Origin of the sequence: Microbacterium sp. T32, assembly GCF_001619615.1 — a bacterium.
Taxonomy (GTDB): Bacteria; Actinomycetota; Actinomycetes; order Actinomycetales; family Microbacteriaceae; genus Microbacterium.
Genome location: NZ_LQQP01000005.1, coordinates 76,707 through 91,384 on the forward strand (window position 1 = coordinate 76,707; position 14,678 = coordinate 91,384).

Sequence of the window (14,678 nt, forward strand, 5' to 3'; positions counted from 1 at the left end):
GTAACGTGGGCACATGGCGACGACGGCGGGGCGAGGCATCCTGGCCCTGGGGACCGTCGCCGCGCTCCTCGTCATCGGCGTGCTGCTGGCCCTGCTGGTCGACCCGTTCGCGCGGATGCCGATCGAGGTCGACGCCGCGACCGAGTGGATCGCCCGTGTGCTCCTCGTCCTCGGGGTCGCCTGGGTCGTGATCGGCATGCTGGCGGCGCGGACGCGCCTCGTCGGACGCCCCGGCGCCGCCGCCGCGCGGGCGACGTGGATAGCTTCGACCCGCCCGTGGCGTGCGCGGGAGTCGACGCTCGGCGTGCTGCCGCTCGACCGGTGGTGCATGATCCTCGTGCCCGGGGCGCTGTTGCTCGCGACGCGGATCGTGCAGGCGCACGGCGACGGGCTCGGCGGCGTGGTGCTCGCGATCGCCGGGTGGCTGATGTTCGCCCTCGTCGTGCGACTGCTGCTCGGTGCGCGCTCGCCGTGGCCGATCATCGCCGCCGTCGGCGGAGCCATTGTGCTGCGCTGCATCGTGACGCTCGGTGCGATCTCGCTCTCCGGCCCCGACGGGGTCTGGCTCACGCTGTGGGGTCTGCCGTTCGTCCGGATCGTCTACGTGACCGTCGCGCTCGCTCTCGTCGCGTGGGTCTTCGTCGTCGCGGGATGGTCGCTCGAAGCGCAACTCGGCGTGCGCCGCGCGGTGGGCGTCGCGCTCGCCGGGGTCGGCGCGGTGTTCGCGCTGCCGACCGCCTCGGCCGCCGCGATCGGTGCGAGCGAGGCGCTGCGCGGGTGGAACAGTCAGATCGGCGTGCTGCCGTGGCATCTCGCCCGGGTGACGGGTCTCTCCGACGAGCGGTTCCCGACCGGGGTGCTCGTCACCGTCGCCGTGATCGCGACGCTGTCGGCGATCACGGGTCTCGTGCTCGCGCTGCCGCTGCGCCCGGGGGAGCACCGGAGGCGGCGGCCACCCGCCTGAGTGGTGGCTCGCCTGGGCGGTGGCCCGCCCGAGCGGCCGCCCGCCCGAGCGGCCGCCCGCCCGAGCGGTGTCGTCAGCCCGCGAGCGTGCGGTCGAAGGGTCCGCCGCGTCGGATCTCCCGCACCTCTTTGCCGAGCGGCATGAGCGACACGGGAACGAGCTTGAAGTTCGCGATCCCGAGCGGGATGCCGATGATCGTGATGCACAGCGCGAGGCCGGTGAAGATGTGGCCCAGGGCGAGCCACCACCCGGCGAGCACGACCCACACGACGTTTCCGAGGAACGACCCGACGCCCGCCGTCGGCTTCGCGACGATCTCGCGACCGAACGGCCACAGGGCGTACAGGCCGATGCGGAACGACGCGATGCCCCACGGGATCGTGAGGATCAGGATGCAGAGCACGATGCCGGCCGCGAGATACCCGAGGAACAGCCAGAATCCCGAGAGGACGAGCCACAGGACGTTGAGGATCAGGCGCATGCGTCCATGATCCCCGAACGGGCGGCGTGTCGGAGGCCCCGCCTAGACTTGATATCGCCATGACCGACGCCTCCACCCCCCTCATCGTCGGCGGCTCCGCCCCGTCGGATGCCCGCCCCGACGCCGACCTGCTCGAAGGGCTGAACGGGCCGCAGCGCGAGGCCGTCACCTACCGTGGGCAGGCGCTGCTCATCGTCGCGGGGGCCGGGTCGGGCAAGACGAGTGTGCTGACGCGGCGCATCGCGTCGCTCCTCCGCACGCGCGAGGCGTACCCCAGTCAGATCCTCGCCATCACCTTCACCAACAAGGCCGCGGGCGAGATGCGCGAGCGCGTGCACAACCTCATCGGTCAGCGCGCCGACGGCATGTGGATCTCGACCTTCCACTCGGCCTGCGTCCGCATCCTTCGGCGCGAGGCTCAACAATTCGGGTTCACGAAGGCGTTCACGATCTACGACTCGGGCGACTCGCGCGCGCTCATCAAGCGTCTCGTGAAAGACCACGAGGGCGACGCGTTCGGCCTGACCCCCGCCGGCACGCAGAGTCGCATCTCGAAGCTCAAGAACGAGTTGGCGGATGCCGAGTCCTACGCGCGCCAGGCCAACACCAGCGATCCCGCGGAACGCGTGTTCATCGAGATCTTCGCGGCGTACCAGCGTGAGCTTCAGCGCGCGAACGCGTTCGACTTCGACGACCTGATCGCGCAGACCGTCTACCTGTTCCGGGCGTTCCCGCAGGTGGCCGACGTGTACCGGAAGCGGTTCCGCCACATCCTCGTCGACGAGTACCAGGACACCAACCACGCGCAGTACGCGCTCATCCACGAGCTGACCCGCCCGCCGGGCAGCGACGCCGAACCGCTCTCGGGCGGCGGCGGAATGATGATCTTCGAGCCCGAGCCCTCCGGCGAGACCGGCGCGTCGCTCACCGTCGTCGGTGACTCCGACCAGTCGATCTATGCCTTCCGTGGCGCCGACATCCGCAACATCAGCGAGTTCGAGCGCGACTACCCCGGCGCCAAGGTCGTGCTGCTCGAGCAGAACTACCGCTCGACGCAGAACATCCTCTCGGCGGCGAACGCGGTCATCTCGAACAACTTCGACCGCAAAGACAAGAAGTTGTGGACCGACGTGGGCGCCGGCGACCCGATCATCGGGTTCACCGGGTACTCGCAGCACGACGAGGCGCAGTTCGTCGCCGACGAGATCGAGGCGCTGCATCGCAAGGGCATCGACTACGCGCAGATGGCGGTCTTCTACCGAACCAACTCGCAGTCCCGAGCGCTGGAGGAGATCTTCATCCGCTCCGCCGTGCCGTACAAGATCATGGGCGGCACGAAGTTCTACGAGCGCGCCGAGATCAAGGACGCGCTGGCCTACCTCGTCGCCGTGGCGAACCCGGCCGACTCCATGGCTCTGCGCCGCATCCTCAACCGCCCCCGGCGTGGCATCGGCGACGTCACCGAGACGGCGATCGCGCGGTACGCCGCCGAGCACGACATCACCTTCCGTGACGCCCTGGCCAACTCGGCTCAACTCGGCGTCGGCCCGAAGCTGCAGAAGGCGATCGATCAGCTCGACGCGGTTCTGACCGAGGCCACGGCCGTGATGCTCCCGGCATCCGGTGAACTCGCCCCCTCCACCTCCGTGACCGAGGGGCTCACGCTGCTGCTCAACAAGAGCGGCTACTTCGACGCGCTCCGCGCCAGCCGCGACCCGCAGGACGAGGCGCGGCTCGAGAACCTCGACGAGCTCGTCGCCGTGACGCGAGAATTCGCCCGCAACAACCCGGACGGCACGATCATCGACTTCCTCACCGAGGTGGCCCTGGTGGCGGATGCCGACGACCTCGACGATGCGTCCGGCTCGGTCTCGCTCATGACCCTGCACACCGCGAAGGGCCTCGAGTACGACGCGGTGTTCTTGACCGGCGTCGAGGAAGACCTGCTCCCGCACCGCATCTCCGCCGGGGAGCCGGGCGGCCCGCAGGAGGAGCGGCGTCTGTTCTACGTGGGCATCACGCGGGCGCGGAAGCGCCTGCACGTCTCGCTCGCGATGACCCGGGCGCAGTTCGGCGAGGTCACCGTCGCGATGCCGAGCCGGTTCCTGCAGGAGATCCCGTCCGAGCTCATCGACTGGCGCCAGTCGCCCGGTGACGTGAACGGTCGCGGCGGCACGCAGTCCCGAGCGCTCAACGCCCGCGGGCGCCGGCCCGGGCAGGCCGGCGGCGGTAGCCGCTACGGCGACGACCTCGTGCCGCTGCCGAAGCGCGCCCCGGCCGACCCGAGCAAGTTCCCCAACCGCATCCCCGCCAAGGTGCGCGACAACGGCGACATGGAACTGGCCGCGGGGGATCGCATCCGCCACGACGACTTCGGTGAAGGACGCGTGGATGCCATCACCGGCGAAGGCGCCAAGCGTGTGGCGCACGTGCGGTTCGAGACCGTCGGCGCGAAGAAGCTGCTCGTCAAGATCGCGCCGATCGCCAAGCTGTGAGGCGACCCGCGACACGCCGGGCGGACACGCGACACGGATAGGGTCGAACAATGGCACTTTTCTCGCGCCGCAAGAATTCCGATTCCGATGACGTGTCGGCCGACCGCCCCGAGGGTGTGATCGAACCGGGCGAGCAGCCCGTCGACCCCGCTCCGGCGGAGGCGGAGGCCCCGGTGCCCCAGGTCACGATCTCGACCTCGTCGTTCCGGGGCGTCGGCGCCCCGGCGGACGCGGCTCCCGTCACCGACTCCACTCCGCCGGTCGCGGCGCGCCCGTCGGCACGGCAGCCCGGACCGATGGAGGCGCCCGCGCCCCGCGAGTCCATCCCCGGGGTCCAGGACAACGTTCTGCTCGCGATGGCTCTCGCCGAGATCACCGGCTCGGCGGAACCGGCGCAGCTCCTCAACGTCGCGCGCCAGCTCCTGCAGGGACATGTCTTCCTGCGCGTGAAGGGCGACGCCCGCGCGCTCGTGGCCGAGGGCAAGGACCTGCCGCTCGCGATCGCGACCCGCGGCGACGAGCAGCTCGTCCTCGCATACAGCAGCGGCCAGGCGCTCAGCCAGGCCGTCGAAGCCGACGGCGACCGCGACACCTCGGCGATGGGGCAGCCGGTCATGGCGATGATCAACCACGCGCTCAGCGGACCCTTCGCCGGCGTCGTCCTCGACCACTCGTCCGGCGACGCTCGCGCCGTTCTGCCCACCGCACTGCTGGAGCGAATGGTGTCCGAGGCCGATCCCGAGCTGCGCATCAAGACGGCGCTCAGCCAACCGCGCACCGAGGCCACGGCATCCACGGTCGTCGAGGCGATCCTCGCCGGTGCGCCCCTGTGGATCGCCGTCGCGCAGCCCGAAGAGGGCGGACCCGTCGGTGTCGCCGAGTCGCGGACGGCGACCGGCGAGCGGTTCCTCGAGGTGTTCTCGCACCCGCTTGAACTGCTCGCGCTCGGCCGCGGCGACCAGGCCGTGCCGCTGCAGAAGGAGCAGCTGGCCAAGGCGATCGCCGGCGACGACGGTCTCACCGGCCTGCTCGTCGACCCGGCCGGGCCCTGGATCCGGCTGACGCGCGACGAGCTCTCGACGCTGCTGGCGCTCGCGGAGTAGGACTCTCGCCCGCGCGCTACACCCCGTATAGCTCGCCGACGGGCACCGTCACAGGCAGCACGTTGCCGACCGGCGCGAGCGGGCACGCCCACGCCGGGTCGTACGCACACGACGGGTTGTAGGCGAAGTTGAAGTCGATCACGAGGGTGTCGGGCGCGGTGCCGGTGCCGAGGTCGGCGCCCTTGATCGTGTCGAGCAGGTACCGACCGCCGCCGTAGGTGCCGCCCGGGCGTCCGGCCGACGCGTCGCGCACGGGGACGAACAGCCCACCGCCGTACGAGGTGAGCCGCCACACGTCGAGCGATCCGGTGTCGGGCAGCTCGACGCGGCCGATGCGCTCGAAGCCGACGTCACCGTCGGTGCCGGTCGTCGCGACGAAGGAGGCTTCCTCGGCGTCGAGCAGCGTCACTTCGAAGCGCCACGCGGCGTCGTACGGCGCGAGCGGCAGGCCCGTGAATCCGTCGCGCTGCTCGGGCAGCAGGGGAGTGGCGGGGTGGTCGGCGAAGAGCGCGTCCCGCTCGATGCGCCACAGCTCGTGGGCGTCTTCGGGATCGTCCGCCTCGCGGACGGCGGCGTAGAGGGCGAAGACGCGGCGCCGCCAATCGGCGACGTCGAGGGCGGTGCGGGCGGCGCGCGAGGTCACTCGAAAAGCTTACGGTTGGAACGGTTCCTCGGGGCGGCGGTGACCGACCGATCACTGTGCACCGTGGCCGGCTCAGCGGCGGGAACATCGCGCAGGGGTCTCCATCCCGTCCCCGAGTACAGACGTTCAAGAAAAGCTTCTTCTGGCCGTAACACTTCGGGGTGGGCATCGACCGGGGGTGTTCGGCATAATCGAGCCATTGCCGGGGGTCGCGGTGCGCTTTGGGGGTGCGCCTTCATGCCGACCAGCCGCATCTGTGGGGGGAACACATGCTCGGTGCGTTGCGCCATCGTCCGTCACGTCGTCTCCGAGCCGCCATCGTCAGCGTGCTCATCGGCGTCCTCTCGTTCGGCGCGGTGCCGTCGGTCGCGACGGCCGGCACCCCGTCGCCGACCGCGACGGGGGCCGGGAGCGGATCGATTTCGGGAGCGGTCACGGACTCCGCGGGGGCCGCAGTGCCGGATGCCGTCGTGTCGGTGAGCGCGGCAGACGGGGCTGTTACCGCCGAGGTGACGACGGGCTCGCAGGGTGGGTACACCGTGCCCGACCTGCCCGCCGGCGCCTACTACGTGTCGGTCGCCACGGAGGGATCGGACCCGATCTTCTGGCCGGGTGCGCTGACCTTGGCCGAGGCGCAGACCGTCGTGGTTTCCGAGGACGTGGCGGTGACGGGAATCGACCTCACGACTGCCCCCTCGCCGGTGCGCCCCACGGGCTCGCCGACCGCGTCATCGTCGAAGACGGCCTTTGCGCTGGCGTCACCATCGCCTTCGCCCTCCTCCACGAGCGCCACGTACACACTCTCGGGCGTCGTCACCGGGGATGGGGGCGCGCCGATTCAGGCCGCGATGGTCTTCATCTCGGGTGGATCGCCGTGGACGTACAAGTCCGCGCAGACCGGCGCCGATGGCGGCTACTCGGTCTCCGGTCTTCCCGCTGGCGAGTACGAGGTGCAGGCGAGCGTGTTCATGGGGTCGTACTCCGACCAGACCGCGACTCTTGATCTCACCGCCGACAGCGAGCTGAACTTCCGATTGGTGAAAGGCGGGACGATCAGCGGAAAGATCTCGGGTGGCGACGGCTCCGAGGTGAGCATCGAGCTCCTCAAGGCCGACACGCTCGAGATGCAGGACGTGGCCAGCACGAAGGGATCGTTCAAATTCCAGAGGGTCCCCGCGGGTCGGTACGTCGTTCTCGCCATCCCTTACTACTCGAGCGAAGCGGCCGCGGCCTTCTACCCGGGGGTGACCGATCCGCATGATGCCACCGTGATCACCGTGGCGTCGGAGAAAGCCGTCTCCGGCCTCGATTGGGAGGTCGCCCCGGGTCGACGCATTTCGGGCACGGTCCAGAACATGCCGGGGAGCTCCGCGTCGGTTTCTGTGACGGCAGCGCCGTGGGACTGGAACGGGAAGAAGATCTATCCGTATTGGAACGACGCGTACGGCTCGACGGGCCCCGATGGGCGGTACACCGTGACCGGTGTGGGTGACGGGGATTACACCGTGCGAGCGAACGCCTACGTGGGTGATCCGGTGGGCGGGCATGGCGTTGTCTGGGAGGGCTATTACGCCAACACGCCGATGTCCGATTCCGCGACGCGGGTTGCTGTCCACGGTAACGACCAGGACGGTATCGACATCCGGCTCTTCGGAGAGGGGACGGCGTCCGGCACCATTCGCGCGGAAGGCGGAAGCGCGCCGCTGCAGAACACGCTCATCACCGCCTACCGGTGGAATGGAGCGACCTGGGATACGACGCTCGCCATTTCGGGCTGGGGTCGCTACAGCCTGGGCCTGCAGATGAGCGGCGCCAGTTACGGAGTCCCGGAGGGGACGTACACGATCGGTTTCTCCGATCCGGACAACGAGTGGGTCAATGACGGCGTCGACTACCCGTACTGCCCGCAGTACTGGAACGGCAAGGCGACGCTCGATCACGCGGACCGGTTCGAGGTCGCCCCCGGCAAGAACACGCCCGGGATCGACGCCACGCTGCGTCTGAAGTCGGACGGGTGTGCGGCTGACGTCATCACCCCCGGAACCCCGGCCATCGAGGGCACTCCCCGCGTCGGCGGCGCGCTCACCGCGAACCCCGGCACGTGGGCCCCGGAGCCGATCCAGCTCTCCTACCAGTGGCGCGCGAACGGCGTCGACATCGACGGCGCCACTTCGGCGACATTCACGCCCGGCGCGGCTCAGGTCGGCACGAAGTTGACCGTGGCAGTCACGGGTTCCCGGCCGGGATACGACAGTGTGACGGCCGTCAGCCCTGAATCCGCTGTCGTCGCTGCCGCCGTCATCACCCCCGGGACCCCTAATGTCTCCGGCACGCCGAAGGCGGGATCGGAACTGACAGCGGATCCCGGAGCCTGGACGCCCGGCGATGTGTCGCTGGCCTACCAGTGGCTCGCGAACGGGGTGACGGTCCCCGGGGCAACCGGCTCGACCTTCGTGCCCGGCGATGACGAGGTCGGTAAGACGATCGCGGTGACCGTCACGGGCACCAAGGCCGGTTACGCGACAGCCTCGGCCACGAGCGCAGCCGTCGGCCCGGTCGTCGCGGCTCCGCTGCTCGACCTCGAGGTCGGGACACCTCGCCTCGACGGTGACGCGCGTGTCGGCGCGGAGCTCACGGCATCCCCCGGGACCTGGGGACCGCAGCCGGTGCAGCTGTCCTACAGCTGGTCGGTGGACGGCTCCACCGTCGCGGGGGCGGAAGGCCCCCGGTTCACGCCGGGACCCGACGCCGTGGGCAAGACCGTCACCGTCACCGTGCGGGGGTCCAAGAGCGGCTACCGTCCGGCGACCGCCACCGCTGCTGCGGGCCCGGTCGCGCCGGGCGTGATCACGGGCGGCGCGGCCAGCATCGCCGGAGACACCAAGGTCGGTGCGACCCTCACGGCGCAGTCGACGGGGTGGATGCCGACCGACGTGACGCTCGCGTACCAGTGGCTGAGCGGTGGCACGCCGATCGAGGGTGCGACCGGTCAGACCTTCCAGCCCGGCGCCGATTCGCTCGGCGCAACGCTCCAGGTGGAAGTGACGGCCACACTTCCCGGCTACACGGGTGCCACCGTCCGGTCCGAGCCGGTCGGCCCGATCACTCCCGGAACGCTGCAGGCGGGTACTCCTTCACTGTCGGGGCCGGCGTTGAGCGGTGCGCCGATCACGGTGAACCCGGGAACCTGGGGTCCTGAGCCGGTCGGTCTCACCTACCAGTGGTCGGTGGACGATCAGCCGATCGAGGGCGCGACGTCGGCCGTCTACACGCCGACGACCGCGCAGGTCGGTGGCCACCTCACGGTGTCGGTCACGGGGATCAAGCCGGGCTACACGACGGTCACCACGATCGCGGATGCCGGTACCGTTTCGGCATCCATCGCCCTGGATTCGTCCTCGGCCCTCCCGGGTGGGGCGATCGTGGTCACGGGGACGGGGTACGACCCGGGCGAGACGGTTCGCGTCGAACTGCACTCCACGGTGACCCAGCTCGGGACGGCCGTGGCGGACGCCGAAGGAAACTTCCGGCTGCCGACCACGCTGCCCCTCACGGCGGTGCCGGGGGAGCACCGCGTGTTCGGAATCGGGGAGCGGAGTGGGCGGGAGGCGTCCGCGTCCATCACGATCGGCTCGCCCGCGTCACCCGGCGGGGGAACCCCCTCGACTCCGGCTCCCGCTCCGCAGACCCTGCCGGCGACGGGTACCACGGTCCCGATCGCGCTGACCGCCTTCGGCATTCTGCTCACCCTCGGGGGTGTCCTGCTCCTGTGCCGCCCCGCGCGACGCCGAGTGTGACACGACACCGGGCGTCGCGTCCGACCACCCCTGCCCGGGGGGCGGACGCGGCGCCCGCTCGTGTGGGTGAGGTTGCGCTCTCCCTGTTGTGGGTGGCGCCGGTCCTCGTCCTTCCCGGCGTCTACCATCGCTGGGGCTGGCCGACGCTGATCGCGGCTGTCGTCGCGGTGGGGCTCGCGGTGTGGGCCCGGCCCACCGGACGGGTGCCCGTCTGGTGGGCCGCGCTCGCTGCGGCGGTGGCCCTCGCGCTCACGCTCCGTGCGCTGCTGGGGGAAGCGCCCCTCGCTCAGTTCTTCGGTCGCGCCCCTCGGTACGAGGGCTTCGTCGAACTGGCTGTTCTGCTCGCGGCCGTCTGGTGCGGTGCGCGACTCGCGGGCCCTCGCGCGGCGACGTCCGCTCATCGCGCGATCGTCCGGGCGATGACTGTGGCATCCAGCGCCCTCGCCCTCGTCGCCGTCCTCGAGGCGGTCGGGCTCAGGCCGATCGAGACCGACCTCGAACGGCCCGGATCCCTCGCCGGCAATGCCACCGACCAAGGCATCCTCGGTGTCGTCTTCGCCGCGTGGTTGTTCCATGTCGCTCTTGGCGTGTGGATGCGCACTCGACGCGTGGCGTGGTGGGCGGTCGTCGGTGGGGTCGCCGGTGTCATCGCGGTGGTGACGTCGGCGTCGCGCGCCGCGCTGCTCGGGCTCGCGGTCGTGGCGCTCGTGCTGTCCGTGCGAGCCGTGTGGGGCGCGCGGCGCCGCGCGGCGGCGATCGGGTGGACCGCCGTGGGCTTTACCGTGCTCGTCGGGTTCACCCTGGCGGTGCCGTTCACGCGGGACCGGCTCCTGGGAGCCGACGGGTTCGCCCGCAAAACGGTCGGCGACCGGCTCGTGATCTGGCGCGACGCGCTCGATCTGGCGTGGGCGCATCCGTGGACGGGCGTGGGACTGAACGGATACATGGATGCCATCACCTCGCGCTTCGACGACACCTGGTACCGGAACGTCACCCCCGACCATGTGCTGGATTCCCCGCACGACCTGCTCGTGCAGGCGGCGGTCGTTGCCGGCATCCCGGGTGTCGTGCTCGTCCTCGTGGGTGCGGCGCTCGTGTTCTTCAGCGGTGTTCGCGCCGTTCGGGGAGCGGTGGGCCCCCGCCGCGATGCCTTGATCGGCGCGTGGACCGTCTTGGCGGGCGCATCGATCGGGCTCCTGGCGAGCCCGACCTCGCCGAAGACGCTCCTGCCGATGGCTGTCGCGGTCGGCGTGTTGGTGGCTCGGGAGCCGTGGGACCGCCGCTGGCGGGCGCTTCGGATCTTGGGCACCGTCGCGGTCGCTGCGTGGATGGTCGCGTTGCTTGCATGGACGGTGGGCGACGCGTTCGTGTGGAAGGGCGTTTCCGCGGCCGTCCGGGGCGACGCGGTCGCGGCGGACTCCGCGTTCTCGTCGGCCGCGTCCCTGCGTCCGTGGGACGTCGACCTTCCGCTCATCGCGGCGCAGGTCACCGGCGGTGCGCTGGAGCAGGGGATGGTCGGAGCGAGCGACAGTGCGAGCCGCTGGAGCACGGAGGCCGCGGCGCGCCTTCCGTCGTCGGCGGCGGCGCAGGAGGCAGCCGGGATGGTGGCTCTGCAACGCGGCGAACTCGCCGCGGCGGGGGCATATCTGCGTGCCGCTCGCGCGTTGTCGCCGGCGAATCCGCGCATCGCCCACGAGGAGGGACTCGCTGAGCTCGCCGCCGGCGACTATGCCGCCGCGCGGGATGCCTTCGAACGTGTGCTGCAGCTCCAGCCCGACCGCGAAGAGTCCCGGCAGGCGTTGGCCGAGGCATGCCGCCGTCTCCCGGCGGGTTCCTGCCTCTGATCGGCCCACACCCCGGGCAGGGGCAACGGGGCAGACATGGCCCGCCCCGACCGTTAGCGTCGGGGCATGGCATCCCCGCGTATCACGCTCACCGTTCCCGGGCCCGACGGCGATCGCGAGATCGGCGTCTCCAACCCCGACCGCGTGCTGTGGCCCGAGGTGGGCATCACGAAGCGCGAGCTCGCGGAGTACCTCATCGCCGTCGCCGAGCCGTTCCTCGCGGCCAACGGCAACCGCCCGGTCTCACTCGAGCGCTTCCCGGACGGCGTGGGCGGGGAGAGCTTCTTCTCGAAGAACCCGCCGAAGGGGTCGCCGTCGTTCGTCGAGGCGGTGACCGTGACGTACAACAGCGGGCGGCGGCATCCACAGCTCGTCCTGACGGAGATCGGCTCGGCGGTCTGGGCGGCGCAGATGAACACGATCGTGTTCCACCCGTGGGCCTCGCTCGCGAGCGACCCCGACCATCCCGTCGAGCTGCGGATCGACCTCGACCCGCAGCCCGGCACCGGGTTCGCCGAGGCGGTCGTCGCGGCGCACGAGCTTCGCAAGGTCCTGCGCGAGGCGGGCCTCGACGCGTGGGCGAAGACGAGCGGCAACCGCGGACTGCACGTGTTCTGCCCGATCGAGCCGACGCACGAGTTCCTCGATGTCCGGCACGCGGTGATCGCCGCGGCGCGCGAGCTGGAACGACGGATGCCGGATGCCGTCACCACGAACTGGTGGAAGGAGGAGCGCGGGGAGCGGATCTTCGTCGACTTCAACCAGGCCAACCGCGACCGGACGATGGCCGGGGCGTATTCGCCGCGAGCGCTCCCCGCCGCGACGGTGTCGACACCGGTGACCTGGGACGAACTGGATGCCGTGGACCCCACGGCCTTCACGGTCCGCTCGGTGCCCGAGAGGTTGGCAGCCGTCGGCGATCCGTGGGCGGGGTTCGGGGCCGCACCCGGCCGCATCGACACGTTGCTCGAGTGGTGGCAGCGCGACCTCGACGCGGGGCTCGGCGAGCTGCCGTTCCCGCCGGAGTTCCCCAAGATGCCGGGGGAGCCGCCGCGCGTGCAGCCCTCGCGGGCGAAGAACCCGGCGGAGTAGCCGCGCCGGCGTCAGTTCAGGACGTCGCCCAGGTCGTACGCGCCGACGGTCTCGAGCTGTTCGAAGGTGCAGGACATCGCATCGCGATCGGGGCGCCAGCGCTCGAACTGCACGGTGTGGCGGAAGCGCGTGCCCTCGAGCTGGTCGTACCGCACCTCGAGCACGCGTTCGGGGCGGAGCCGGACGAACGACACATCCTTGGATGCCGAGAACCTCGAGCGATCGGTCTCGCCGACGACCGCTTCGCCCTCGGCATCCCGCTCGACGAGCGGCGCGAGCTCGTCGATGAGTTCGAGGCGGCGCTTGTCGGTCCACGCGGAGACGCCGCCCACACCGTGCAGACGCCCGGCTCCGTCGAACAGCCCAACGAGCAGCGACCCGACGCCCTGACCCGACTTGTGGATCCGGTATCCCAGCGCGACGACGTCGGCCGTGCGGGCGTGCTTGATCTTGAACATCGTGCGCTTGTTCGGCGCATACGGCTGGGTCAGCGGCTTCGCGACGACGCCGTCGAGCCCGGCGCCCTCGAACTCGGCGAGCCAGCGGCGCGCGAGGTCGGGATCGTCGGTGGTGCGCGTCACGTGCACGGGGTGGGGGACCGAGCCGAGGAGGTCGACGAGCTGTGCTCGGCGTTCCGTGAACGGCGCGTCCTGCAGATCGCGGTCGCCGCGGGCGAGGAGGTCGAACGCGATGAACATCGCCGGGGTCTCCTCCGACAGCAGCTTCACGCGCGAGGCGGCGGGGTGGATGCGTTGCGACAGCGCCTCCCAGTCGAGGCGCTGCGCGCCCGCCTCGCCGCGGGCCACGACCACCTCGCCGTCGATGAGGCACGGCTCGGGCAGGAGCCGGGCGAACGCCTCGACGAGCTCGGGGAAGTAGCGGGTCAGCGGCTTCGCGCCGCGGCTGCCGATCTCGACGTCGGTGCCGTCCCACGACACGAGCGCGCGGAATCCGTCCCACTTCGGCTCGTACGACAGCCCGCCCGCGACCTTGCCCGGTTCGGGCACGTCGGGCACGGCCTTCGCCAGCATCGGCGCGGGGATGTCGTACGGCATCGGCTCAGCCCTCGCTCTCGTCGCCGGCGAGCGGCACGGGGTTCCGGCGCTTCTTGCGCCGCGCCCACTCGGCGGGCTGGTCATCACCGTTCCAGACGGTGATGATGCCCCACGCGACGGCGGTGAGCGGCACGGCGAGGAGGGTCCCGAGGATGCCGCCGATCGCGGTTCCACCGGCCAGGACGACGAGCACCACGAACGAGTGCAGCTTCATCGAGCGGCCCATGAGCACCGGCTGCAGGAAATTGCCCTCGAGCTGGTTCACGAGCACGACGATGCCGACGACGATCAGCGCGACGACCCACCCGTTCGTCACGAGGGCGACGAGGGCAGCGAGGATGCCGGCGGTCACGGCCCCGACGATCGGGATGAACGCGAGAAGGAAGACGAGGACCGCCAGCGGTAGCGCGAGCGGCACCTGCAGGATGAGCAGACCGATGCCGATCCCGATCGCGTCGACCGCGGCGACGGAGGCCGTGCCGCGGACGTACGAGCCGAGCACGGTGACGGTCTTGTCGCCGATGCGGCGGGCGCGGTCGTAGTCCGAGCCGTGGAGGGGGCGGAGGACGAACTCCCACATGCGCGGGCCGTCCTTGAGGAAGAAGAACAGGATCACGACCATCAGCACGAAGCCGGTGGCGAAGGAGGCGATCGCGTTGACACCGGCCAGGGCGCTGTTACCGAAGTCGGAACTCGTGACGAAGCCCTGAATGCCTTGGACCGCCTGGTCGACCTGCTCCTGCGAGATGGCGAACGGCAGCGTGTGGTACCACTCCTGGGCCTGTTTGAAGCCCTGCGTCGCCTGAGTACTGAGTTTGGGCCATTGGTCGATGACGGCGCTCACCACGAGCCACCCGAGGAGCCCGAGGACCACCACGACCGAGAGAAGCGTCAGCAGGGTGGCGATCACCGCGGGGACGCCCTTGCGGCGCAGCCACATCGTCACCGGCCCGAACGCCGACGCGAAGATCAGCGCGAGGATCAGCGGGATGATGACGAGTGTCAGCTGCTGGATGCCCCAGATGAGCCCGGCGACGAGCAGCACGACGACGATGATCTGCACGGCACGCACGGCCAGACGCCCGAAGCCGTCGGCCCAGAGGCTGCGCGGTGGCGCCTGCACGGTCTGGGCGACGGTGGTCACGGCGTCGCGAGCGGCAGGATGGCGAGAGAACAGGCCCATGGTCAGAAGGTAGCGAACGCC

The 14,678-nt window shown here is 70.7% G+C and carries 10 protein-coding genes; 6 read left to right on the forward strand and 4 right to left on the reverse strand.

Annotated elements, in window-relative coordinates; translation table 11 throughout:
- Positions 1–13: 13 nt before the first annotated feature.
- The gene (locus AVW09_RS02500; RefSeq protein WP_063256521.1) at positions 14–964 is read left to right on the forward strand and encodes a hypothetical protein; all 951 of its coding nucleotides are present in this window, start codon (positions 14–16) and stop codon (positions 962–964) included.
- A gap of 73 nt (positions 965–1,037) precedes the next feature.
- Here AVW09_RS02500 and AVW09_RS02505 read toward each other — a convergent pair whose 3' ends face one another.
- The gene (locus AVW09_RS02505; protein WP_063256522.1) at positions 1,038–1,445 is read right to left on the reverse strand and encodes a YccF domain-containing protein; all 408 of its coding nucleotides are present in this window, start codon (positions 1,443–1,445) and stop codon (positions 1,038–1,040) included.
- Positions 1,446–1,504: 59 nt separating this feature from the next.
- Between AVW09_RS02505 and AVW09_RS02510 the strand changes: the two genes are divergently transcribed.
- Both AVW09_RS02510 and AVW09_RS02515 read left to right on the forward strand, forming a co-directional pair.
- On the forward strand, positions 1,505–3,940 hold the full coding sequence (locus AVW09_RS02510) for an ATP-dependent helicase (RefSeq protein ID WP_063256523.1): 2,436 nt from the start codon (positions 1,505–1,507) through the stop codon (positions 3,938–3,940).
- 50 nt (positions 3,941–3,990) lie between these two features.
- A complete protein-coding gene (locus AVW09_RS02515) occupies positions 3,991–5,043 on the forward strand; it encodes an SseB family protein (RefSeq protein ID WP_063256524.1) in 1,053 nt (350 codons plus the stop codon).
- 16 nt (positions 5,044–5,059) lie between these two features.
- Here AVW09_RS02515 and AVW09_RS02520 read toward each other — a convergent pair whose 3' ends face one another.
- Positions 5,060–5,686, reverse strand: a complete 627-nt coding sequence (locus AVW09_RS02520; protein ID WP_063256525.1) for a DUF1684 domain-containing protein — start codon at positions 5,684–5,686, stop codon at positions 5,060–5,062.
- Between the two features lie 326 nt (positions 5,687–6,012).
- Here AVW09_RS02520 and AVW09_RS02525 point away from each other — a divergent pair, with 326 nt between their 5' ends.
- The 3 genes from AVW09_RS02525 (at position 6,013) to ligD (ending at position 12,419) form a co-directional block, all read left to right on the forward strand.
- Positions 6,013–9,483 carry a carboxypeptidase regulatory-like domain-containing protein gene (locus AVW09_RS02525; RefSeq protein WP_231901744.1) on the forward strand — a complete coding sequence of 1,157 codons (3,471 nt, stop codon included), beginning with the start codon at positions 6,013–6,015 and terminating at the stop codon, positions 9,481–9,483.
- Positions 9,484–9,575: 92 nt separating this feature from the next.
- Complete coding sequence (locus tag AVW09_RS02530; protein WP_156495935.1) at positions 9,576–11,327, forward strand: O-antigen ligase family protein; 1,752 nt, start codon at positions 9,576–9,578, stop codon at positions 11,325–11,327.
- A 66-nt stretch (positions 11,328–11,393) separates the two neighbouring features.
- Positions 11,394–12,419, forward strand: a complete 1,026-nt coding sequence (gene ligD, locus AVW09_RS02535) for a non-homologous end-joining DNA ligase (protein WP_063256528.1) — start codon at positions 11,394–11,396, stop codon at positions 12,417–12,419.
- Between the two features lie 11 nt (positions 12,420–12,430).
- Here the strand turns inward: ligD and AVW09_RS02540 are convergent, their stop codons facing one another.
- Positions 12,431–13,474 carry an ATP-dependent DNA ligase gene (locus AVW09_RS02540; protein ID WP_063256529.1) on the reverse strand — a complete coding sequence of 348 codons (1,044 nt, stop codon included), beginning with the start codon at positions 13,472–13,474 and terminating at the stop codon, positions 12,431–12,433.
- A gap of 4 nt (positions 13,475–13,478) precedes the next feature.
- On the reverse strand, positions 13,479–14,657 hold the full coding sequence (locus tag AVW09_RS02545) for an AI-2E family transporter (protein ID WP_063256546.1): 1,179 nt from the start codon (positions 14,655–14,657) through the stop codon (positions 13,479–13,481).
- Between the last annotated feature and the right edge of the window lie 21 nt (positions 14,658–14,678).

Coding starts and splice junctions, on each gene's coding strand:
- AVW09_RS02545 (WP_063256546.1), bottom strand. CDS start 14,657: ATGGGCCTGTTCTCTCGCCATCCTGCCGCTCGCGACGCCGTGACCACC.
- AVW09_RS02510 (WP_063256523.1), top strand. CDS start 1,505: ATGACCGACGCCTCCACCCCCCTCATCGTCGGCGGCTCCGCCCCGTCG.
- ligD (WP_063256528.1), top strand. CDS start 11,394: ATGGCATCCCCGCGTATCACGCTCACCGTTCCCGGGCCCGACGGCGAT.
- AVW09_RS02515 (WP_063256524.1), top strand. CDS start 3,991: ATGGCACTTTTCTCGCGCCGCAAGAATTCCGATTCCGATGACGTGTCG.
- AVW09_RS02540 (WP_063256529.1), bottom strand. CDS start 13,474: ATGCCGTACGACATCCCCGCGCCGATGCTGGCGAAGGCCGTGCCCGAC.
- AVW09_RS02500 (WP_063256521.1), top strand. CDS start 14: ATGGCGACGACGGCGGGGCGAGGCATCCTGGCCCTGGGGACCGTCGCC.
- AVW09_RS02505 (WP_063256522.1), bottom strand. CDS start 1,445: ATGCGCCTGATCCTCAACGTCCTGTGGCTCGTCCTCTCGGGATTCTGG.